At 72.4% G+C, this 20617-nt stretch carries 22 protein-coding genes; 8 read left to right on the forward strand and 14 right to left on the reverse strand.

Annotated elements, in window-relative coordinates; genetic code table 11:
• Positions 1-46 precede the first annotated feature (46 nt).
• Positions 47-646, forward strand: coding sequence for a TetR/AcrR family transcriptional regulator (locus V1457_RS15330; protein WP_200071184.1), 600 nt, complete (start codon positions 47-49; stop codon positions 644-646).
• An 18-nt stretch (positions 647-664) separates the two neighbouring features.
• On the forward strand, positions 665-1612 hold the full coding sequence (locus V1457_RS15335; RefSeq protein ID WP_338604732.1) for an LLM class F420-dependent oxidoreductase: 948 nt from the start codon (positions 665-667) through the stop codon (positions 1610-1612).
• Between the two features lie 413 nt (positions 1613-2025).
• Here the strand turns inward: V1457_RS15335 and lipB are convergent, their stop codons facing one another.
• From lipB to lpdA, 4 genes are all read right to left on the reverse strand, one after another.
• Positions 2026-2757 (reverse strand): lipoyl(octanoyl) transferase LipB, encoded by a 732-nt coding sequence (lipB, locus tag V1457_RS15340; protein ID WP_200071488.1) that lies wholly within the window; start codon positions 2755-2757, stop codon positions 2026-2028.
• Between the two features lie 85 nt (positions 2758-2842).
• The gene (locus tag V1457_RS15345) at positions 2843-3727 is read right to left on the reverse strand and encodes a TIGR01777 family oxidoreductase (RefSeq protein WP_338604735.1); all 885 of its coding nucleotides are present in this window, start codon (positions 3725-3727) and stop codon (positions 2843-2845) included.
• A 117-nt stretch (positions 3728-3844) separates the two neighbouring features.
• Positions 3845-5683, reverse strand: coding sequence for a 2-oxoglutarate dehydrogenase, E2 component, dihydrolipoamide succinyltransferase (sucB, locus tag V1457_RS15350; RefSeq protein ID WP_200071187.1), 1839 nt, complete (start codon positions 5681-5683; stop codon positions 3845-3847).
• 61 nt (positions 5684-5744) lie between these two features.
• A complete protein-coding gene (lpdA, locus tag V1457_RS15355) occupies positions 5745-7115 on the reverse strand; it encodes a dihydrolipoyl dehydrogenase (RefSeq protein ID WP_200071188.1) in 1371 nt (456 codons plus the stop codon).
• A gap of 292 nt (positions 7116-7407) precedes the next feature.
• On the opposite strand from lpdA, the gene V1457_RS15360 reads away from it, so the two are divergent.
• Positions 7408-7761 carry an oxidoreductase gene (locus V1457_RS15360; RefSeq protein ID WP_200071189.1) on the forward strand — a complete coding sequence of 118 codons (354 nt, stop codon included), beginning with the start codon at positions 7408-7410 and terminating at the stop codon, positions 7759-7761.
• 73 nt (positions 7762-7834) lie between these two features.
• Here the strand turns inward: V1457_RS15360 and V1457_RS15365 are convergent, their stop codons facing one another.
• A complete protein-coding gene (locus tag V1457_RS15365) occupies positions 7835-8347 on the reverse strand; it encodes an OsmC family protein (protein ID WP_200071190.1) in 513 nt (170 codons plus the stop codon).
• Between the two features lie 136 nt (positions 8348-8483).
• A complete protein-coding gene (locus V1457_RS15370; RefSeq protein ID WP_338604744.1) occupies positions 8484-9974 on the reverse strand; it encodes a leucyl aminopeptidase in 1491 nt (496 codons plus the stop codon).
• Positions 9975-10305: 331 nt separating this feature from the next.
• On the opposite strand from V1457_RS15370, the gene V1457_RS15375 reads away from it, so the two are divergent.
• A complete protein-coding gene (locus V1457_RS15375) occupies positions 10306-11577 on the forward strand; it encodes an amino acid permease (protein ID WP_233627745.1) in 1272 nt (423 codons plus the stop codon).
• A gap of 3 nt (positions 11578-11580) precedes the next feature.
• Positions 11581-12246, forward strand: coding sequence for a DUF402 domain-containing protein (locus V1457_RS15380; RefSeq protein ID WP_200071192.1), 666 nt, complete (start codon positions 11581-11583; stop codon positions 12244-12246).
• Between the two features lie 59 nt (positions 12247-12305).
• Here the strand turns inward: V1457_RS15380 and V1457_RS15385 are convergent, their stop codons facing one another.
• A complete protein-coding gene (locus V1457_RS15385; RefSeq protein ID WP_200071193.1) occupies positions 12306-12602 on the reverse strand; it encodes a hypothetical protein in 297 nt (98 codons plus the stop codon).
• 214 nt (positions 12603-12816) lie between these two features.
• On the opposite strand from V1457_RS15385, the gene V1457_RS15390 reads away from it, so the two are divergent.
• From V1457_RS15390 to V1457_RS15400, 3 genes are all read left to right on the forward strand, one after another.
• Complete coding sequence (locus V1457_RS15390; RefSeq protein WP_338595261.1) at positions 12817-13920, forward strand: branched-chain amino acid aminotransferase; 1104 nt, start codon at positions 12817-12819, stop codon at positions 13918-13920.
• A gap of 145 nt (positions 13921-14065) precedes the next feature.
• Entirely contained in the window at positions 14066-15130 is a 1065-nt protein-coding gene (locus tag V1457_RS15395) for an exo-alpha-sialidase (protein WP_338595263.1), read from the forward strand.
• A 178-nt stretch (positions 15131-15308) separates the two neighbouring features.
• Positions 15309-15593, forward strand: coding sequence for a MoaD/ThiS family protein (locus tag V1457_RS15400; RefSeq protein WP_200071196.1), 285 nt, complete (start codon positions 15309-15311; stop codon positions 15591-15593).
• Positions 15594-15603: 10 nt separating this feature from the next.
• On the opposite strand, the gene cobS is transcribed toward V1457_RS15400, so the two are convergent.
• The 7 genes from cobS to V1457_RS15435 form a co-directional block, all read right to left on the reverse strand.
• Positions 15604-16359: an adenosylcobinamide-GDP ribazoletransferase gene (cobS, locus tag V1457_RS15405; RefSeq protein WP_200071197.1), complete on the reverse strand. Its 756-nt coding sequence runs from the start codon at positions 16357-16359 to the stop codon at positions 15604-15606.
• 28 nt (positions 16360-16387) lie between these two features.
• A complete protein-coding gene (locus V1457_RS15410; RefSeq protein WP_200071198.1) occupies positions 16388-16597 on the reverse strand; it encodes a hypothetical protein in 210 nt (69 codons plus the stop codon).
• An 8-nt stretch (positions 16598-16605) separates the two neighbouring features.
• Complete coding sequence (cobT, locus tag V1457_RS15415) at positions 16606-17706, reverse strand: nicotinate-nucleotide--dimethylbenzimidazole phosphoribosyltransferase (protein ID WP_338595264.1); 1101 nt, start codon at positions 17704-17706, stop codon at positions 16606-16608.
• Positions 17707-17744: 38 nt separating this feature from the next.
• A complete protein-coding gene (cobU, locus tag V1457_RS15420) occupies positions 17745-18305 on the reverse strand; it encodes a bifunctional adenosylcobinamide kinase/adenosylcobinamide-phosphate guanylyltransferase (RefSeq protein WP_338595265.1) in 561 nt (186 codons plus the stop codon).
• 105 nt (positions 18306-18410) lie between these two features.
• A complete protein-coding gene (locus tag V1457_RS15425; RefSeq protein WP_200071201.1) occupies positions 18411-19397 on the reverse strand; it encodes an aldo/keto reductase family protein in 987 nt (328 codons plus the stop codon).
• Positions 19398-19499: 102 nt separating this feature from the next.
• Positions 19500-19877 carry a hypothetical protein gene (locus tag V1457_RS15430; protein ID WP_200071202.1) on the reverse strand — a complete coding sequence of 126 codons (378 nt, stop codon included), beginning with the start codon at positions 19875-19877 and terminating at the stop codon, positions 19500-19502.
• A gap of 82 nt (positions 19878-19959) precedes the next feature.
• A complete protein-coding gene (locus V1457_RS15435) occupies positions 19960-20598 on the reverse strand; it encodes a DUF3043 domain-containing protein (protein WP_200071203.1) in 639 nt (212 codons plus the stop codon).
• Positions 20599-20617 lie beyond the last annotated feature (19 nt).

The raw sequence follows: 20617 nt of genomic DNA on the forward strand, positions 1-20617 counted from the left end.
AGCTACCAGCGCGGCCATACCGCGGGTATGTTTTATGATTGTGAGTATGGCTACAGCGCGGCCCCGCAGGCTCGAGCACACCGAGAGCACCCGGCAGGCCCTGGTGAATTCCGCCGTCGCGCTGTTCACGAAGAAGGGCTACGGCGGTACCTCGCTGGACGAGATCGCCAAGCGCGCCCGCGTCACCAAGGGCGCGCTCTACCACCACTTCAGCGGCAAGCAGGCGCTGTTCGAGGCGGCCTTCGAGGAGGTCGAGCAGCGCGTCGTGCGGCGGCTGTCGAAGGTGCTGTTCGGCTCCGGCTCCACCTGGGACGCCGTGCGCGCCGGGTTGGACGACTTCATCCAGGTCTGCCTGGAACCCTCGTACCAGCGGATCGTGGTGCACGAGGCGCCCGCGGTGATGGGCTGGGAACGCTGGCGGGAGGCCGAGGAGCGCTACACCTTCGGCGTCATCCGGCAGGCCGTGCAGGCGCTGGTCGAGGCCGGGGAGATCACCCCGCTGCCGGTGGACGCGCTGGCGCACGTGGTGTTCGGGGCGTTGTCGGCGGGCGCGAGCACCATCGCCGGTTCCGCGAAGCAGAAGCAGACCAGCACCGAGGTCGGCCAGGTCGTCGACCGGGTCCTGCGGGGGTTGCGCACGCAGTGACGGTTAGCCTCGGCAGACGTGACCGAATCATTCAAGCTGCGAATCTTCACCGAGCCCCAGCAGGGGGCGAGCTACGACGACCTGCTGCGGGTGGCCCAGGCCACCGAGGCGGCGGGATACGACGCCTTCTTCCGCTCCGACCACTACTTGAAGATGGGGTCGGTCAGCGGTGACCCGGGCCCGACCGACGCATGGGTGACGCTCGGCGCGCTGGCCCGCGAGACTTCTCGGGTGCGGCTGGGCACGCTGATGTCGGCGGGCACCTTCCGGCTGCCGGGGCCGCTGGCGATCGCGGCCGCGCAGGTCGACCAGATGTCCGGTGGCCGGGTCGAGTTCGGCCTCGGCAGCGGCTGGTACGAGCAGGAGCACGCCGCCTACGGCATCCCGTTCCCGGCGCTGCGGGAGCGGTTCGACCGCTACGCCGAGCAGCTGGAGATCATCACCGGGCTGTGGGGCACCCCGGTGGGCGAGACGTTCGACTTCGCCGGGCGGTACTACGAGCTCAGCGACTCGCCTGCGTTGCCGAAGCCGGTGCAGAGCCCGCGGCCGCCGGTGCTCATCGGCGGCGGGGGCAAGAAGCGCACTCCGGAGTTGGCGGCCCGGTTCGCCGACGAGTTCAACCTGCCGTTCGTGGACGTCGACACGGCCGCCGCGCAGTACGAGCGGGTCGACGCGGCCTGCCGCGCGATCGGCCGGGACCCGGGCGAGATCGCGCGCTCCTGCGCGCTGGTGCTCTGCGTCGGCAAGGACGAGGCGGAGATCGCGCGGCGGGCCGCGGCCATCGGCCGGGACGTGGCCGAACTGCGCACCAACGGGCTGGCGGGCACGCCCGCGGAGGCGGTCGACAAGATCGGCGCCTGGCGGGAGCGCACCGGCATCACCCGGCTGTATCTGCAGGTACTCGACCTGACCGACCTGGACCACATCGACCTGGTCGCCGCCGAGGTCGCCCGGCAGCTGGGCTGAGTCCCCGGTCCGCGGCGGGCGTCGGCCGCGGAGCCGACCGGAGACGTCGGAAGCGGCGGTGAGCAGGACCAGCGCGGGAACCGCGGCCCGCGGGTACGAGCCGCGCTTGTCCTGCTCCACCAAGCCGCAGCCGGTCAGCTTGGTAGAGCTGCCTGGGCGAGCCGAGGCCGACCGCCTCCGGCAACGACGCCGCGGCGCACGACCCCTCCGCGGCGAGCGGTCGCACGACGGCCGCGCGCCGGGTGCCAGCCCTGCGGCCTGGCGAGGTCGGTTCGGCTACCGAAACGGCGGCGCAGGCCGGGGCGGCGGAATCCGCCGACGCCGCTGCGGTGCCGAGCGGGGTGCGCGCCGGGACGGCGGCATGACCCCACTCGGTCCGCAATCGCGGAAAACCCGAGGAGTGGAGCGCCGTGTCAGCGCAACGTCGGATCCAGCGCGAGCGTCACCCCGGCCGCGCTCGGCTCGGCGCGCTCGATGTCGCAGTCCACCACCGGCAGCTCGCCGTTCACCGCGGCCAGCACGTCCTGCCGGACCCACGGCAGCGCCTCGTCGACGGGCACGTCCCGGCCGGCCTCGGCCGCCAGTGAAGTCACCCCGGCATCGCGGATGCCGCAGGGCACGATCCGGCCGAACGCGCCCATGTCGGCGTTGCAGTTCAGCTCCAGGCCGTGCATGGTCACGCCCTTCTGCACCCGGATGCCGATCGCGGCGATCTTGCGCTCCGGGAGGCCGTCCGCGGCGGGCAGCCACACCCCGCTGCGGCCCTCCACTCGGCCGGTGCGCACGCCGAAGCGCTCGCAGGTGCGGATCAGGCCCTGCTCCAGGCGCCGCACGTAATCCACCACGTCGATCGGATCGGCCAGGCCGAGGATCGGATAGCCCACCAGCTGGCCGGGACCGTGCCAGGTGATCTTGCCGCCGCGGTCCACGTCGATCACCGGCGTGCCGTCCTGCGGCCGGTCCTCCGGGGCGGTGCGCTTGCCCGCGGTGTAGACCGACGGATGCTCCAGCAGCAGCAAGGTGTCCGGACCGGACTCCGCGGCGCGCGCTGCGGACAGCTGCCGCTGCAGGTCCCAAGCTTCCAGGTAGTCGATTCTTCCCAGCTCGCGCACCTCGACCGGCTCGGCCGAAGCGCGGCATGACATCTCCGCACGACTCACGGCAGCCAGGCTACGCCCGGTGCGCGAGACGTCCGGGCGAACGCCCCGCGCACGTGTCGTGCGGCACGGGTCAGGTGATGGTCGACAGCGCGGCGCCGAGCGTCGGATGCGCGAAGGAGTAGCCGTGCTTTTCCAGCATCTCCGGCACCGCGCGCTGACCGGCGAGGATCGCCTCGTCGGCGACCTGCCCGAGCGCCGCGCGCAGCGCGAACCCGGGCACCACCCACGGCGCGGGCCGGCCCAGCGCGGCCGCCAGCGCGCGGGTGAACTCCGCGTTCGGCACCGGATCCGGCCCCGTCAGGTTCACCGGTCCGGAAACCTCGCGATTCTCGGCGGCGAACCGCAGCGCGCCCACCTCGTCGTCCAGCGAGATCCACGGCATGTACTGCGAACCGTCGCCCAACCTGCCTCCCAGGAACAGCGAGAACAGCGGCTTGAGCTGGCCCAGCAGCCCACCCGACGGCGCGATGACCAGGCCGGTGCGCAGCAGCACCACCCGCGCGCCCGCGTCCAGCGCCGGACCGGTCGCGGCCTCCCACTGGCGGCACAGGTCGGCCAGGAAACCCGAGCCCGGCGGCGTCGACTCGGTCACCACCCGCTGTCCGGTGTCCCCGTAGTAGCCCACCGCGGAGCCGTTGAGCAGCGCCGGGACGCCCTGGCGGGCGACGGCCTCGGCGAGCACGGCGGTCGGGCGCACCCTGGAGGACACCAGCAGCTCCTTGCGCTCCGGAGTCCAGCGACGATCGGCCAAACCGGCGCCGCAGAGGTTCACCACCGCGTCCGCGCCCGCCAGCGCACCGTCGTCCAACTGGCCCGCCGCCGGGTCCCAGCCGCGCTCGTCCGGGGCCTCCGGGGCTCGCCGGACCAGACGGACCACCTCGTGCCCACCCTGCCGCAGCGCCGCCACTAGGCTCGTGCCGATCAACCCGGACGAACCGGCGATTACCACTCGCATGGCCCGATCGTCCCGCAATGATCTCTCCCGCGCGAGGCGCTTTCCTGCGCCTGACGCGAAACGGGCCGCCCACCCGCAGGTGAGCGGCCCGCCGCCGGATCGATCACAGTCTCGGCATCAGATGCCCAGATCGGCCTCGAACGCGCCGTCCTCCAGCCGCTGCTTGATCGTGTTGAGGAACCGCGCGGCGTCCGCGCCGTCGACCAGCCGGTGGTCGTAGGACAGCGCCAGGTACACCATCGAACGGATCGCGATGGTGTCCCCGCCGTTCTCGTCGGAGACCACCACGGGCCGCTTCACGACCGTCCCGGTGCCCAGCATGCCCACCTGCGGCGGGTTCAGGATCGGGGTGTCGAACAGCGCGCCGCGGCTGCCGGTGTTGGTCAGCGTGAACGTGCCGCCGGAGAGCTCGTCCGGCTTGATCTTGTTGCTCCGGGTGCGCTCGGCGACGTCGGAGATCTTGCGGGCCAGCCCGCCCAGGTTCAGATCACCGGCGTCGTGGATCACCGGCGAGAGCAGCCCGCGCGAGGTGTCCACGGCGATCGAGAGGTGCTCCGAGCCGTGGTAGGTGATCTCCTTGTTCTCCTCGTCGATGGAGGCGTTCAGCTTCGGGTGCAGCTTCAGCGCTTCCACCGACGCCTTCGCGAAGAACGGCAGGAAGGACAGCTTGATCCCTTCGGAAGCCTCGAAGGAGTCCTTGGCCTTCTGCCGCAGCCGCGCGATGCGGGTCACGTCGACCTCGATCACCGTGGTCAGCTGCGCGGCCGTCTGCAGCGACTCGACCATGCGGCTGGCCAGCACCTGGCGCAGCCGGGACATCTTCTGCGTCGTGCCGCGCAGCGCCTGAGCCTCCTCGGACGGCTCGGTGCGCGGGGCCGGAGCGCTCGGCGCGGCCGCCGCCGGGGCCTGCTCGGCGGCCGGGGCGCCGTTGCGCGACTTCGCGGCGTCCACCGCGGCCTGCACGTCCTGCTTGCGGATGCGGCCGCCGACCCCGCTGCCCTGGATCGTGGACAGGTCGATGCCGTGCTGGTTGGCCAGCTTGCGCACCAGCGGGGTCACGTACGGCGTGCTGCCGGACGGGGCCTGACCGGCTGGCTGCTGCTGAGCGGGCTGCTGCTGCGCGGCTGGCTGCTGGGCCGCGGGCTGGGCCTGCTGCGGCTGGGCCTGCTGCTGGGCGGGCGCGGCTTGCTGGGCCTGCGGCGCGGGCTCCGGCTCCGGTTCCGGCTGCGGCTCCGGGGCCTGCTGCTGAGCGGGCACCGACGCTTCCGCGGCCGGCGCGGGAGTCGGCTCCGGCTGCGTGGCGGCCGCGGGCTGCGCCGGGGCGGCGCCCTGCTCACCGACCACGGCCAGCTTCGCGCCGACCTCGACCGTGTCGTCCTCGCCCGCCGCGATCTCCAGCAGCGTGCCTGCCACCGGCGACGGGATCTCGGTGTCGACCTTGTCGGTGGAGACTTCCAGCAGCGGTTCGTCGACCTCGACGGTGTCGCCGATCTGCTTGAGCCACCGGGTGATCGTGCCCTCGCTGACGCTCTCGCCGAGCGCCGGCATCGGCACGTCGGTGCCCTGCGCCGAACCGCCCGAGGACGGCGCGGCGGGCTGCTCCTGCTGCGCGGACGGCTGCGCTGCTTCCTGCTGCGGCGCTTGTTGCTGCGGCGCTGCCTGCTGGGGAGCTTCCTGCTGGGGTGCCTCCTGCGCCGGGGCGGACTCCCCGCCCGCAGCGCTGTCACCGATCACGGCGAGCTGGGCGCCGACCTCGACCGTGTCGTCCTCCTGCGCGACGATCTGCTGCAACACGCCTGCGCTCGGGGACGGGATCTCGGTGTCGACCTTGTCGGTGGAGACTTCCAGCAGCGGTTCGTCGACCTCGACGGTGTCGCCGATCTGCTTGAGCCACCGGGTGATCGTGCCCTCGCTGACGCTCTCTCCTAGCGCGGGCATCTGGACGGAGAAGGACATCGGTCGCTGACTCCTAGTGCGGTGTGGCGGGGTGTGGTGCGGGTGCGGGACCGGGCGCGGCTCAGCCGTGCACGTGCAGCGGCTTGCCTGCCAGCGCGAGGTGGGCCTCGCCGAGCGCCTCGGTCTGCGTGGGGTGGGCGTGCACCAGCGGTGCCACGTCCTCCGGCAGCGCCTCCCAGTTGTAGATCAGCTGGGCTTCACCGATGAGCTCGCCGACCCGGTCGCCGACCAGGTGCAGGCCCAGCACCGGACCGTCGGCGGCGCGGACCAGCTTGACCGCCCCGGCCGTCTTCAGGATCTGGCTCTTGCCGTTGCCCGCGAGGTCGTAGGTGAACGTCTGCACCTCGCCGTACTGTTCCTTGGCCGCGGCTTCGGTCAGCCCGACCGAGGCGACCTCCGGGTGGCTGTAGGTGACCCGCGGGATGCCCGCCTCGTCGATCGGGGCCGGGTTCAGCCCGGCGATCTCCTCGGCGATGAACACGCCCTGCTGGAACCCGCGGTGCGCCAGCTGCAGCCCCGGCACGATGTCACCGACCGCGTACACCCCGTCGAGGCTGGTGCGCAGCCGGTCGTCGGTGGTGACGAAGCCGCGCTCCATCGCGACCCCGGCCTCCTCGTAACCGAGGCCCGCGGTGCTCGGCCCGCGCCCGACCGCCACCAGCAGCAGGTCCGCGTCGAGCTGGTCGCCGCTTTCCAGGCTCACCGAAACGCCGGAGTCGGTCTGCTGCGCGCCGGTGAACTTCACGCCGGTCTTGAACTTGATGCCGCGCTTGCGGAACGACCGCTCGAGCTGCTTGGAGGCGAACTCGTCCTCGTTCGGCACCAGGTGCGGCAGCGCCTCGACGATCGTGACCTCGGCGCCGAAGGAGCGCCACACGCTGGCGAACTCCACGCCGATCACACCGCCGCCGAGCACCACGACCTTGTCCGGCACGTAGTCCAGGTTCAGCGCTTCCTCGCTGGCGATGACCCGCCCGCCCAGCTCCAGGCCCGGCAGCGACTTGGAGTACGAGCCGGTGGCCAGCACGACGTTCTTGCCGGTGTAGCGGGTGCCGCCGACATCGACGGTGTTGCGGTCCACCAGCTTGCCCGCACCCTCGACCAGCTGGACCTGGTGCGCCTTGGCCAAGCCCTGCAGGCCCTTGTGCAGCTTGGTGACGACGCCGTCCTTGTAGGAGTTGACCCCGTTGATGTCGATGCCCTCGAGCGAGGTCTTGACGCCGAACTGATCGCCGTCGCGGGCCGAATCGGCCACCTCCGCGGCGTGCAGCAGAGCCTTGGTGGGAATGCACCCGCGGTGCAAGCAGGTCCCACCGAGCTTGTCCTTTTCGATGAGGACGACGGACAGGCCCAGCTCAGCCGCGCGGAAAGCGCAGGCGTAGCCGCCCGAACCGCCGCCGAGAATGACCAGATCGGCGGACGTGTCGGTCACTTCGCACTCCTCGACAGCCATCGTTGACTCGCTTCGGTGCCGCCCGGCCCGGCTGTCGCACGAGGCGCGGAACACCCGGGAGACATCTTGTCACCACCCGAAGGAACGATGCGACGTGGGCTCGCCGGGGATCAGCGGAACGTGCCGGATGCCACTGGATCGTTTTCGGCGCATTCTCAGCCTCCGCTCAGCGTCGCGGTGGCATCATCGCGAACAGGAGTTGCACGAGTCGGCGGAACGCCGTCCGGCCTGGTACCCGGCGGCCCGCGACGCTCGCGGGAAGGCGAATGCGGTGGGACTGTTCGATCGTTTCCGGCGACGGCGGCGCCCGGCCGGATCGGCCACTTCCCGCGATTCCGAGCACCTGCGTGCGTGGGCGGAAGGTCATTACGGCGTCGAGGCTTTCCTGGAGCCGCGAACCAACGTCACCGAAACCACGTTATTGCTGGTCGCGCATGACGGGGAATGGACCAGGCGGCGAGTGGACGGGCCGCGCGCGGCGTTCCGGTTCGCCCACCGGCTCGGGATGCCCTGCTACGAGGTCGCCAAGCTCGGCTACCCGCAGCGGATGCGGGATTACCAGGCGCGGCAACGGATCCTGCGGCGGCGCGAACAACGCCGCAGAGACCTCGGGGACATCGGCTAGGAATGTGCGTGCTCGGCGGCGCCACTGCGAAGAGTTCCGCAACGCGCGTGCGCGCGCCGTCGCGACTGGGTCGCTAGTTCGCGACTCGCGTGGACGGGACCAGGCGCACCGGGAAGTTCACCGATTTCGCGACGTAGCACAGCTCGTGCGCCCGCCGGTGCAGCGCCTCGGCCGCATCGACGCTGGCCAGGTCCTCGACGGCGACCTCCGGGTTGAGCACCACTTCGCTGAACTGCCCGGAACCGTCGGAGTTCTCCGCCAGCGTGCCGCGCGCCCGGTCGTGGTAGCCGATCACGACGACGCCGTGCTCGGCCGCCAAGTGCAGGAACCACAGCATGTGGCACTGCGACAGCGAGGCGACCAGCAGTTCCTCCGGGTTGTAGCGGTCCGGATCGCCGAGGAAGGCGGGGTCCGCGGATGCCTCGATGGAGTTCTTGCCGGGGGAGCGGACCTCGTGGGTGCGCTCGTAGCTGTGATAACTGCTGGTCCCGGCGCCGGTGTTGCCGGTCCACACCACCTCGACCGCGAAACCGTGCCGAGTCGGTGCGGTGCCGTCCGGTCTGCTGCGCCCGCTGGGTTCGCTCACCCGGCCATCCTGGCATCGCCCGGGGCCGGTGTGGACTCCTTTTGCGGATGAGTTCACACCGGCCCCGGGCGGAGCCACCTCAGAAATCGCGGTCACACCGGCAAGGGGCAGCGAGAAGGCCGCCGAGGTAGGTGTGTCAGCCGTTCTCGGCGATGTCGGCCAGCACGGCCGCGATCGTGCGAACCGGCACGCCGGTGCCGCCCTTCGGGGTGTAGCCCCACGGCGAGTTCGAGTTGTACGCCGGGCCCGCCACGTCGAGGTGCGCCCACGGCAGCTCGCCTGCCACGAACTCCTGCAGGAAATGGCCCGCCGCGAGCATCCCGCCCCAGCGGTGCCCCGGGACGTTGGCGATGTCGGCGAGCTTGGAGTCCAGGTCGCCGCGCAGCTCGTCCGGCAGCGGCATCGGCCACGCGCCCTCGCCGGAAGCCTGCGACAGCCGGGCGACCCGGTCCCGGAAGTCCTCGCTGCCCATCACCGCCGGGGTGCGCTTGCCCAGCGCGACGACCTGCGCACCGGTGAGCGTCGAGGTCTCGATCAGGTAGTCCGGCTCGTCCTCGGCGGCGCGCACCATCGCGTCGGCCAGGATCAGCCGGCCTTCCGCGTCGGTGTTGAGCACCTCGACGGTCTTGCCGCCGTACATCGTCAGCACGTCGCCGGGCCGGTAGGCGTTGCCGGAGGGCATGTTCTCCACCATCGGCACCGTGGCGGTGACCTCCAGCGGATAGTTCAGCTTCGCGACCAGCACCATCGTGGCGATCACCGCGGCGGCCCCGGACATGTCCGAGGTCATCTCGTCCATCGTGGCGGCGGGCTTGAGCGAGATGCCGCCGGTGTCGAAGGTGACGCCCTTGCCGACCAGCGCGACCTTCTTCGCCGCCTTCGGCCCCTTGTGCCGCAGCCGCACCAGCCGCGGCGGGCGGGTCGACCCGGCGCCGACGCCGAGGATTCCGCCGTAACCGGCCTTGCGCAGCGCCGCGTCGTCGAGCACCTCGACCTCCAGCCCGGCCGAGCGGGCCAGTTCCGCGGCGCGGTCGGCGAACGAGGCCGGGTACAGGTCGTTCGGCGGGGTGTTGATCAGGTCGCGGGCCGCGCCGACCGACTCGCCGATCACCGAGCCGCCCTTGAGCGCGGACTTGGCCGCCTCGTCCTTGGCGTCCGGCACCACCACGTCGACCTTGGCCACCGGGTCGTCGCCGCGTTCGGACTTGTACTGCCGGAACGAGTAGGCGCCGAGCACGGTGCCCTGCACCGCCGCGGACAGGTCGAGCGCACCGAGGGTGGTCGCCGCGTGCGAGAAACCGGCCAGCGCGCGGGCCGCGGCACCGGAGGCGCGGCGCACCGCCTCCCCGGTCGGTGCTTCGCCGGTGACCTTGCCGAGCCCGGTGGCCAGCAGCACGTCCGCGCGCAGGCCGTTGCCCGCCGGGAGCTTGACCACCTCGTCGGCCTTGCCGGTCGCGCCGAGCGTGCCGAGCACCTTCGCCAGATCACCGTCGAACCCGGCCGCTACCTGCTCCGAGCCCGCGGCCAGCTCCGGTCCGTCGGCCCCGGCGACGATTCCGATGACCAGGGCCTCGACGGTCAGCTTCGCGGCGCTGGTGTCGGTGAGGGCGAGTTTCGGCGTGCTCACGTGTGCTTCCTCCGGGAGGTTCGCCTTCGATGGCGGGTTGAACGCTGCAGGACGGGCCTGACCTGGTCGGTCGCCCTTCCGCCACTCTAGAACGCCGCTGGGATCCGGTCGGCGGCAGCGGGTGGCTCGCCTCGCGGCCGCGGGAGGTCCGTGCCCTGCCGCGAACTTGCGGCATTCGGCGAGCTTAGCGCCCTCGCGATCATCGGGCAGCCGCATTGCGCCAAGAGGCCGCCGAGCGCGCATCAGCGGCATCCGCTCGTGCGTAGGCTTTCGGCGCAGGGCTCCGACGGCCGGAGCCGTCGGGTGCGGTGGGTTTTGCGAAGGTGGTCGCGTGGCGGAACGGTTCGCACGGACAACGGCGGCTCCGCCCGCTGCGGCGCGGACCGGGCCGCAGGCGGCCGAGGCGCTCCCGGTGGTGCTCGGCGGAATGCTGGGCGCGGGCCTGCTGACCGGTCTCGCGCCCGCGGCGCTGGCCGCGGGGCGGTTCCTGCCGCTGGCCATCCCGGTCGCCTTGGTCACGGCGGCGTGCTGCGCGCTCGCCTCGGCGCACCAGTCCGGCAGCTATCGGGGACCGGGAGCGGCGATCGCCTGCACTCGCGCGCGGCTGGGCGTGCTGCCCGGCCGGATCGGGGCGAGCACCGCGCTCGCCGGGCAGCTGGCCGGGCTGGCGGCGGTGGCCCGCGTCGCCGCGGAGCACGCGGTGCCCGCTGCTCCGCCGGGGTCATCCGCGGTGGTCGTGCTGCTGGTGGTGCTGGCCGCGACCGCAGGACTGCGCATCCGCGGCACTGCGGCGTGGCTGTGGCTCGGGCTCACCTGCGCCGTGCTCGGTGTGGTGATCGCGGCCTGCTTCGCGATCGAGCCGGCCGCCGCGCCCGCGGCCGGGATGCCGCAGGGCGACGCCGGTATCGGGATCACCGGAGCGGCCGCGTTGCTGTTCTTCGGCTTCCTCGGATTCGAGCGCCTCACCGCACCCTCGGAGGACCGGGACCGGCAACGCGGCGTCGTCGTCCGATGGGGGACGTCGGCGGCGTTGATCGTTGCCGCGGTGCTGATGTGCGTGCTGGCCTTGGCGCTGCTGCACCAGCTCGGCCCCGCGCGGCTGGCGCTTTCGGACCGGCCGCTGCTGGACGCGCTGGACGCCGCGGGTGCGAGTGACCTGCGGCGACCGGTCGGGCTCGGCGCCGGCCTCGCGATGCTGCCGGTGCTGCTGGCGCTGTTGGAATCGCTGCGTTCCACCGCGCTGTCGGTGCAACGCGAAGGCGACCTGCCGCGGGTGCTGGCCCGCGACGGCCGCTACGGCACGCCCTACCTGCTGGACCTGGGCTGCGGGCTGCTCGCCGCGGCGGTGTCGGTGCTGGTGCAGCCAGCGGCGGCGATGGCGTTCGCGGCGTGCTGCCTGCTGGTGCACCATGCGCTGGCCAACGCCGCGGCCCGGGTGCTGCTGGCGAGCGATCAGGTGTGGCGGATGCGCTCGGCCTGCCTCGGCATGGGATTGGCGGTGATCCTGGCCATGAGCATGTCGATCCATGCCATGCTCGCAACGTTGGTGGTGGTCATCGCGGGTCCGCTGGCCGCGGGCCCGATCGCACGGCGCTGGAGATGACGAATGCTCGAAGGCAGTCCGGAACGCGGGAAGTCCGGCATCGCGCAGGCGGAGTGGCCGCCCGGCGCGGAGATCCTCTACCGCTTCTGGCGCCTCGACGGGTCGCTCGGGACCGTGCACCCCGCGCGGGTCGTCGAGGACGCGCCGGACCGGACGCTGTGCTGGGTTCCCGCGGGCACCCCGATCCGCATCACGACCTCGCCGGACGGGCGCAAACCCCGGGAGCTGCCGATGCACGAGCGGTTCTCCGGCGTGCGCGTCCCAGCGCTCTCGGTCTGGCACGGCACGCCCACGCTGCGGATGGTCTCCGCGTGGCACTGGTCGTCGGTGTGGTGGTTCTTCGAGCCGGACGGGGAGTTCCGCAACTGGTACGTGAACCTGGAGGTCCCGCTGGGCCGGGACGACACCGGTGTGGACCGCGTGGACGGGGTGCTGGACCTGGAGGTCTTCCCCGGCGGCCGCTGGGCGTGGAAGGACGAGGACGAGCTGGCGCCCGCGCTGGCCGCAGGCCGCATCGACGAGGCGCACCTGCGCCGGTTGCGCTCCGAAGGGGAGCGGATGGCGGGACTCGCCGAAGCGGGCCGGTTCCCGTTCGACGGCAGCTATTGCGACGCCCGGCCCGACCCGTCCTGGCCGCTGCCCACGCTGCCCGCCGAACTCGTGCGGTGATCGGAGCCGGTCGGCGATTCCATCGCGGGTCCGGTTTCACCGCGACGTACGGGTGACAGTTACAGCGCGAGGAAGAAGAACAACCCGAACAGCGCCGTGAGCGCGGCGATCCCGCCGACGCTGCCGCCGCGCAGATCCTTCGGGAAGAACGAGTGGTGCTTGCCGTACCACCAGAAACCCCAGAACGCGACGGCCGCCACGCCGACGACCGCGCCGAACACTCCCAGCCACGCGTAGCCCCACAGCACCAGGAGCCCGCCGCCCAACGGCATCAGCAGTCCGAGCGCGGCGGCCAGCGCGTCCTGCTGCACCGTCGTCGGCCCGGTCGTCGCGGGCACGTCGTTCTGATGGGTCATGCCGACATCATAGAGCGTCGCCGTGAAGGGTTGGCGCGGATTCTTCCGGACAGTTCTGCGGCACCGCCGCGGATCGATTCGCCACCGGGGCGGCACGTCCGATCGCGGTCCGTTCCCGGGCCAGGAAACTCTGCTGCTGCTGCGGGAAAACTCGGAGGCCCGACCGCTGCAGTCCCGGTATCCACTGCTCGCAGGCGCGCGATACGGTTGCGCCATGAGCGAAGACCTCTCGTTTTCCCGGTTCCCCAGTTCGCGTCCGGCCACCGACGGGCAACGGGCCGAGGTACTGGCTAACCCGGGTTTCGGGAAGTTCTTCACCGACCACATGGCGACCGTGCGCTACTCCGCCGAGCGGGGCTGGCACGACGCGCAGGTCGAGGCGTACCACTCGCTGGAGCTGGACCCGGCGACCACCGTGCTGCACTACGCGCAGGCGATCTTCGAGGGCCTGAAGGCGTACCAGCAGCCGGACGGCTCGGTCGCCGCGTTCCGCCCGGAGGCCAATGCCCGCCGCTTCCAGCGCTCCGCGCAGCGGCTGGCGATGCCGGAGCTGCCGGAGCAGGTGTTCCTGGACTCGCTGCGCGAACTCGTCGCCATCGACCGGCGGTGGGTGCCGGAGGCGGGCGAGAGCTCGCTGTACCTGCGGCCGTTCATGATCTCCACCGAGGTCAGCCTCGGGGTGAACCGCCCGGCCAGTGAATACCTCTACGCGCTGATCGCCTCACCGGCCGGTTCCTACTTCGCGGGCGGGATCAAGCCGGTCACGGTGTGGCTCAGCCACGAGTACGTGCGGGCCGCGCCCGGCGGCACCGGCGCCGCGAAGTTCGCGGGCAACTACGCGGCCTCGTTCGCCGCGCAGGCCGAGGCCGTGGAAAACGGCTGCGACCAGGTCGTCTGGCTGGACGCGGTGGAGCGCCGCGCGGTCGAGGAGATGGGCGGGATGAACCTGTTCTTCGTGCTCGGCTCCGGCCCTGGCGCGCGGCTGGTCACCCCGGAGCTGTCCGGCAGCCTGCTGCCCGGCGTGACCCGGTCGTCGCTGCTAGAGCTCGGCGCGGACCTGGGCTTGCAGGTCGAACAGCGGCGGATCACCACCGACGAGTGGGAGAAGAAGGCCCGCTCCGGCGAGCTGACCGAGGTCTTCGCCTGCGGCACCGCCGCGGTGATCACGCCGGTCGGGCACGTCAAGCACCAGGAAGGCGAGTTCACCATCGCCGACGGCGAGCCCGGCCCGGTCACGATGCGGCTGCGCGAGCGCCTAACCAAGATCCAGCAGGGCGCGGAGCCCGACGAGCACGGCTGGATGACCAAGCTCGCCTGAGCGGCCCCGGACCCTTCGCACGGCGCCTTTCCGCTGGTCGGAGAGGCGCCGTTGCTTTCGTCCCGGGTCGTTGTCGGGGGTGCGGAGTAGCTTCCCGGTGAGGCACATCACTCACTGGGGAGCAACCACGCCGAACGCACTACTGATGATCGGAACCCGCAAGGGGCTTTGGCTGGCGCGGCGCACCGGATCGGGCTGGGACGTGACCGGACCGCACCTGCCGATGGCCGAGATCTACGCGGTGGCCGTGGACACCCGGCGGCGCGCGCCGCGGCTGCTGGTCGGCGCATCCAGCACGCACTACGGGCCGAGCGTGGTCACCAGCGACGACCTCGGTGCCAGCTGGCAGGAACCGGACGCGGCGCCGATCGCGTTCCCCGCCGACACCGGCGCGGCGCTGGAGCGGGTGTGGCAGCTCGCGCCCGGGCCGGTGGACCAGCCCGAGGTCGTCTACGCGGGCACCGAACCCTCCGCGCTGTTCCGCTCGGAAGACCGCGGCCGGACCTACGAGCTGGTCCGCGGGTTGTGGGACAACCCGGACCGGGAGCACTGGACGCCGGGTTTCGGCGGGATGGCCGTGCATTCGGTGCTGCCGCATCCGCACGACCACCGGCGGGTGGTGGTCGCGATGTCCACCGGCGGCGTCTACCGCACCACCGACGGCGGCGGGAACTGGGAGGCGAGCAACCGCGGCGTGCGGGCGTACTTCTTCCCGGAGGACGAATACCCGCGGTTCGGCCAATGCGTGCACAAGGTCGCGCAGCACCCGGCCAAACCGGAGCGCTATTTCCTGCAGAACCACCACGGCGTGTACCGCAGCGATGACGCGGCCGAGTCCTGGCAATCCATCGCCGACGGCCTGCCCAGCGACTTCGGGTTCCCGATCGTGACGCACCCGCACCGGCCGGACGTGATCTACGGCTTCCCGCTGACCGCCGACGCAACGCGCTACCCACCGGAAGGCCGGTGCCGCGTGTACCGCAGCGAGGACGCGGGTGATTCGTGGACCGCGCTGTCCGAGGGCTTGCCGGAGCGGTTCTGGTCCGCGGTGATGCGCGATGCGCTGTGCGTGGACGACGCCGATCCGGCAGGCGTGTACTTCGGTTCCCGTTCCGGTGAGGTCTTCGCCAGCGCCGACGACGGGGACAGCTGGGAACGGGTGGCGGACCACTTGCCGGACGTGATGTCGCTGCGCGCGGCGGTGTTGTGAGTCCTCGCAGGCGTTTCGCCGACCTGATCGATCGCGGCCGACGGGGCATACGTCAGAAAGCGCGGTCACACCGGCAAGGGGCAGCGAGGAAGCCGCTGAGATTCCGCTACCGGCACCGCTACGCAAATCATCCTGAAAGAACTTCTTAGAGATCCGGAACCTTCTCGAGGTGATCACGATGCAGGTGACGTTGGTGTTGCCGCGGATGTTGCAGGACAAGGCAGGGGGAGTCGCGCGGCTGGACCTCGACCTGGACGGCGACCCGACGTTGGACGGGGCGCTGGACGTGGTCGCGGCGCGGCATCCGGCGTTGGAGCGGCGGCTGCGGGACGAGAGCCGCGCGCTGCGCCGTTACGTCAACTTCTACCTGGACGGGCAGGAGTGCCGCGGGCTCGCCGGGGCGGGTTCGCGGCTGCGGGAAGGCGCCGAGATCCAGGTCGTGGCCTCGGTCGCGGGCGGTTGATCGGCGCCGCTCAGCCCAGCGCGGTCACCGCGAGCACGACGGTGCAGCCCAGTTCGGCGGCGGCGCCGAGCACGTCGCCGGTGATCCCGCCGAACCTGCGGCGGGTGTGCGCGCTGAACGCGGCGAGCGCCGCTGCCGCCAGGACGACCGCGAGCGGGCCGAGCCATCCGAGGCCGTGCCACCCGGTTCCGGGCAGCCAGAACGCGGCCGCGGCGAGCAGCAGCCACCAGGCGACCACGGTGCCGATCGGCTGCGAGGACGCGACGAGCGCTCCCATCCCTTCCGGCCGCGCCGCGGGAATGCCGCGCCGGCAGCAGAGCACGAAACCGGCGCGGCCGACCGCGCAGGCCAGCACCACCGCGGCCCACCGGCCGGACGCGGCGATCTCCGCGAACGCGGTCGCCTGCACGCCGATCACCACGATCAGCGCGACCACGGCGAACGGGCCGGTTCCGCCGTCGCGCATCACGCTCAGCGCGCGTTCCGGCGGGCCGTAGCAGCCGAGGCCGTCCACCGCGTCGGCCAGCCCGTCGACGTGCATTCCTCGGGTGACCAGCACCAGCGTCGCCACGGTGAGCAACCCGGCCAGCAGCGGCGGCGCGCCGAGCGCGGTCAGCGCCCACAGCACGGCCGCGCCGCACACTCCCACGAGCACGCCGACCAGCGGAGCGAGCGTGATCGCCCGGCGGCAGGCGTGTTCGTCGACGGTGCGGGCGGGCAGGGGGAGCACGGTCAGCCACGACACCGCGAGCCGCAGGCCGTTCACTGCGTCCTCGCGTGCGTGATTGCTGCGCTCACCGCGGATACTGCCGTGCTCGGCTGACCGGTACGGAGCCGACCGCGGCTGGGGTGATCAGTGCAGCGCTGATCGGTGCGGGACCGACCAGCGCCGGGCTGCCCGGTACCGCGCTGACCGCTGCGGGGCTGACCGGTGCAGCGCTGACCAGTTCCCGGACCGGATCTACGCTGATCAGCAAGCCGCCGACCGGCGCAGGGAAGAACACCCCGCACCTCAGAGTTCCTGCTCGGCCGGATCCGGGCCGGCGGCTTCCGCGGCGGTGGGGCCGCCCACTCCGGCCTCGCCGAACGTCGCCATCTCCGCCAGCACTCGCACCGCCGAGGTGAGCACCGGCAGCGCGGTCAGCGCCCCGGCGCCTTCGCCGAGCCGCATCTCCAGGTCCAGCACCGGGCTCAGGTCCAGGTGCTCCAGCACCGTCGAACCGCCCGGCTCCGCGGAGCGGTGCCCGGCCAGCCACCACTGCCGCGCTCCGGGCGCGAGTTCTTCGGCGACCATGGCCGCCGCGCCGACCACGACCCCGTCCAGCAGCACCGGCGTGCGGCGCACCGCCGCCTGCGCGAGGAATCCGGCGAGCGCGGCGATGTCGGCCCCGCCGGAAGTGCGCAGCAACGCCTCCGGGTCGTCGATGACCTTGCGGGCGCGGCGCAGCGCGTCCCGGATCGCGGCGGTCTTGCGCATCCACGCGCGGTCGTCGATGCCGGTGCCGCGGCCGACGACCGCGACCGGCTCGATGCCGGTGAGCGCGGCGATCAGCACCGCGGCCGGGGTGGTGTTGCCGATGCCCATGTCACCGGCGATGAGCAGGTCCGCGCCCGAGTCGACCTCTTCGTCGGCGACGTCGCGCCCCGCCTGGATCGCGGCGCGGGCCTGCTCCGGGGTCAGCGCGTCCTCGCGGTCGATCGCGCCGGAGCTGCGCCGGACCTTGCGCGCCGCGACCACGTCCGGGGTGTCCGCGTCCACCGCCAGGTCCAGCACCCGAACCGTCGCGCCCGCCCCGCGGGCGAGCGCGTTCACCGCGGCCCCGCCGTCGAGGAAGTTGCGCACCATCTGCCCGGTGACCGCGCTCGGGTAGGCCGACACGCCCTGCCGGGCGACCCCGTGGTCGCCGGCGAAGACCACCACGCGGGGCCGGGTGAACTGCCGCGGCGGGCAGCTTCCCTGGCGGGCCGCGGCCCACACGCCGAGCTCTTCCAGCCGCCCCAGCGACCCGGCCGGTTTGGTGAGCTGCTCCTGCCGGGCCACCGCCTGCCGCCGCGCCTGCTCGTCCGGGGCCTGCACGGCGCCGAAGCGGATCGGGGTGTTCTCGGTGGACAAGCGTTACCTCCGTTGTTGCGGGCGAGCGTTGTCGCTGGTCAGCGCAGGGTCAAGGGGACGCCGGCCACCAGCAGCAGCACCGCGTCGCAGTCCTCGGCGAGCCGGGCGTTGAGGGCGCCCAAGCGGTCGCGGAAAAGTCTTCCAGACCTGGTGGCGGGCACGATCCCGAGCCCGACCTCGGCCGAGACCAGCACCAGCCGCGCCGCGCACTCGACCACCGCGGCCGCCAGCGCGTCGCAGTGCGCGTCGACCGCGCGCATCGCCGCGGGGTCGCGGTCCCAGGCCGAGGCGTCGTCGAGCACCCCGGTCAGCCAGGTCGCGAGGTCGTCCACCAGCAGCGTCGGGCCGTGCTCGGTGGCGGTGCGCAGGGCTTGCACCAGCACTTCGGGGTCGCCGGCTTCGACGGTGCGCCACGCTGCCGGGCGGCGGGCGACGTGCGCGGCGATGCGTTCGGTCCACTCCGCGTCGGACGGGTCCTGCCGGGACGTCGCGAGGTAGCTGACGTCCTCGGCGGCCACCAGCCCCTCGGCGTGCGCGGACTTGCCCGACCTGGCGCCGCCGAGCACCAGCGTCCGCCGCGCGGGCTCGCCTGCGGGCACGGGCGGACCTCCTGCGATCGTGCGGACAACCGCACGGCACGCTACCTGCCCGCCCCTCGGCCGGGTGAGCGGAGGCGTTCGCCGCGGAGCTTCCGGGCGGCGGACTCAGTGCGAGCTGGTCCGCCGCGGGTCGCTGGTGACGAGATCGCCCAGCACCTCGTCGATCCGGTCCAGCACGTCCTCGCCGAGCTGCACGCCACTGGCGGCCGCGTTGTCCCGGACCTGCTCCGGCCGGGACGCGCCGATGATCGCCGCGGAGACGTTCGGGTTCTGCAGCACCCACGCCACGGCGAGCTGCGCCTGCGACAGGCCCAGATCCGCGGCGATCGGCTTGAGCTGCTGCACCGCGTTCAGCACCTCGTCCCGCAGCCAACGCGAGATCATCGTGGAACCGCCGCCCTCGTCGGTGGCCCGCGACCCGGCGGGAGGCTGCTGACCGGGCAGGTACTTGCCGGTGAGCACGCCCTGCGCGATCGGCGACCACACGATCTGCCCGAGCCCTTCGCGCTCGCTGGCCGGGACCACCTGCGGCTCGATGACCCGCCACAGCATCGAGTACTGCGGCTGGTTCGAGATCAGCGGCACCGACAGCTCGCGCGCCAGCTCGGCACCGCGGGTGATCTGCTCGGCGGTCCACTCCGAAACGCCGATGTAGAGCGCTTTGCCCTGGCGGACCAGGTCGGCGAACGCGCTCATCGTCTCTTCCAGCGGCACCGTGTGGTCGAAGCGGTGCGCTTGGTAGAGGTCGACGTAGTCGGTCTGCAACCGCCGCAGCGAGGCGTTGCACGACTCGATGACGTGCTTGCGCCCGAGGCCGCGGTCGTTCGGTCCTTCACCGGTGGGGAAGTAGACCTTGGTGCAGATCTCCAGGCCCTCCCGGCGCTGCCCGGACAGCGCCCGGCCGAGCACCGATTCGGCCTTCGTCCGCGCGTACACGTCGGCCGTGTCGAACGTGGTGATCCCGGCGTCGAGCGCGGCCTGCACGCAGTCGCGCGCGGCGTCCTCCTCGACCTGCGATCCGTGCGTGAGCCAGTTGCCGTAGGCGATCTCGCTGATGGAAAGTCCGCTGTCGCCGAGCCGTCGAAACTCCATGGATCCGACCCTATGCCGCGGCCGCGGGGTCCAACATCCGCGGAAATCCGGGTCCGGCCGCGGGGATCGCCCAGCCGCCGGAGAACTCAGCCGCGGGAGAACTCAGCCGCGCGAGAGCTGGGACACCCGCTGCGGGCTCAGCCCGAGAACGGTTGCCACGTCCCGCCCGGTCATGCCGGATTCCTTCAGGTCCAGCACGGCCCGGCGGGAGAGCTTCGCGGCCTTCTCCTGCGCCTCCTGCGCTTCCCTGGCGGCCCGCCGGGCGGCCAGGATCTCCCGCTCCAGCTCGCTGTCCAGCGCGAAGTGCACGTCGACGGCGATCTCCGCGGCAGGCACCTGCAGCGCGGCCGCGACCATGTCCGCGGCCAGGTCGCGAGCCTCGGAGGCGGTCCGGCCCCGCGTCGCGCCGATGCCGTCCACTTCGACGACCCAACGAGGACCGGGCCCCTGCGGTCGCACCGTCGCCTCGTACCGATTCACTTCTGTCACCTCTCCGGCGAGCCCCCGAGCTCGTTGCACGCTGGTCTTGGGGCGCGGCGGAAGCGGCGGCGCCCGCGCGGACTCAGCCGATCTTCTGGAAGTCCTTCGGCGTGTACCGCGGGCGCGGCACCCGCAGCCTGCGCAGCTGCATGGCCCGGGTGAACGCGTACCAGCCCAGCGCCAGCGGCCGGTCGGTGTGGTCCGGGAACTTCTCCCGCACCCGCTTGTTCACCGCACGGCCCAGCAACGTGCCCTCGAACAGCATCACCAGCAGCAGCACCAGGCACACCAGCGTGGCGTACTGCTGCACCAGCATGTTCTGCACCAGCGTGGTGGCGAACACGACCAGCACCAGCGGCATGAACGCGCCCATCACGTGCCGCCGGGTGTCGACGATGTCGCGCACGTGCTGGCGCACCGGGCCCTTGTCCCGCGGCATGAGGTAGCGGTCGTCGCCGGCCATCATGCGCTCGCGGCGTTCCTTCGCGGCCTTGCGGCGCTCGTCCTTGTTGCCGCGGTTGCGCCGCATCGCCTCCCGCTGGTTCTTCGGCGGCGGGGCGACGGGACCGCGCTTGCGGGTCTCGGCGTCGCGCCGCTTCGGCGTGGGGCGGCCCTTGCCGGGGGTGTGGTCGCGGGCGGTCTCCCCGGTGACCTCGCCGTCCTGCGTCGAGGGGTCGGCGGTCGCGGTCTGCTCAGCGCTGTTTCGGCGAAGGAACCTCACCCCTACAGGGTATTCGACG

This window comes from Saccharopolyspora sp. SCSIO 74807 (assembly GCF_037023755.1).
Taxonomy (GTDB): domain Bacteria; phylum Actinomycetota; class Actinomycetes; order Mycobacteriales; family Pseudonocardiaceae; genus Saccharopolyspora_C; species Saccharopolyspora_C galaxeae.